Annotated in this window: 1 protein-coding gene; it reads right to left on the reverse strand. The window is 77.1% G+C overall.

The window, feature by feature from the left end; genetic code table 11:
• Window positions 1-827, reverse strand: an 827-nt coding sequence (locus GT030_RS03950) for an NB-ARC domain-containing protein (RefSeq protein ID WP_237522181.1), incomplete at both ends; no start/stop codon positions are given.

Here is an 827-nt window from a genome sequence, read left to right on the forward strand (position 1 = left end):
CGGGATCGCCTGGAGCTTCTCCTGCGCCTGGGGGCTGTCGGTCTCGGTGGCGGCGCGGCAGGACTGGAGGAGGCGTACGTCCCGCTCCAGCAGCCGGGCGCGGGCCAACTGGAGTTCGGCGGGGCGCTCGCCCGCCTCCGCGAGCGCGCGCAGCAGGGGGTGCAGGCAACCGGGGATGTCGTACTCGGGCAGCGGGCCGGCGACCGGGCGGAGCAGGCCGAGGGCGGCGAGTTCCCGCAGTACCGTCTGCGCCGTCTTGACCGAACAGCCGGCCAGAGCGGAGGCGGAGTGCGCGTCGACGGTGCCGGCCGGGGCCTGGGAGAGCAGGCGCAGGGTCCGGGCGGTGGCGGCGGGCAGTCCGTCGTGGACGAGCTGGAGGACGCGGGCCAGGACGGGGGCGTCGTCGGGGTCGCTGTGCAGCCGCTTGGCCAGGTCGGAGACGGCCGTCTGGGGGCGGGCGGCGAGCCAGCCGCCGGCCAGGGTGAGGGCGGCGGGCTGTCCCTCGCAGATCTCGGCGAGGCTCTCGGCGGAGCGCGGATCGACGGTGACGCGGACCGAGCCGGTGTACCGGGTGAGCAGTTCCACCGCCGACTTGGTGTCCAGGCCGCCCAGGGTGCAGGGGCGGACGTCGGTGATCCCGGTGAGGGGGCCGCGGGAGACGGCGACCACCAGGCAGTCGGGGGCGTCCGGGATGAGGGCGTCGACCTGTTCGGCCCCGGTGGCGTCGTCCAGCAGGAGCAGGGCACGCCGGCGGGCGAGGGCGGTGCGCAGGGCCTCGGTCAGCTCGTCCTCGGCGGCGCCCGCGGGGGCGGGGGCACCGAGCGCGC

The organism is Streptomyces sp. SID1328, from assembly GCF_009865595.1.
GTDB classification, from domain to species: Bacteria; Actinomycetota; Actinomycetes; order Streptomycetales; family Streptomycetaceae; genus Streptomyces; species Streptomyces griseoluteus.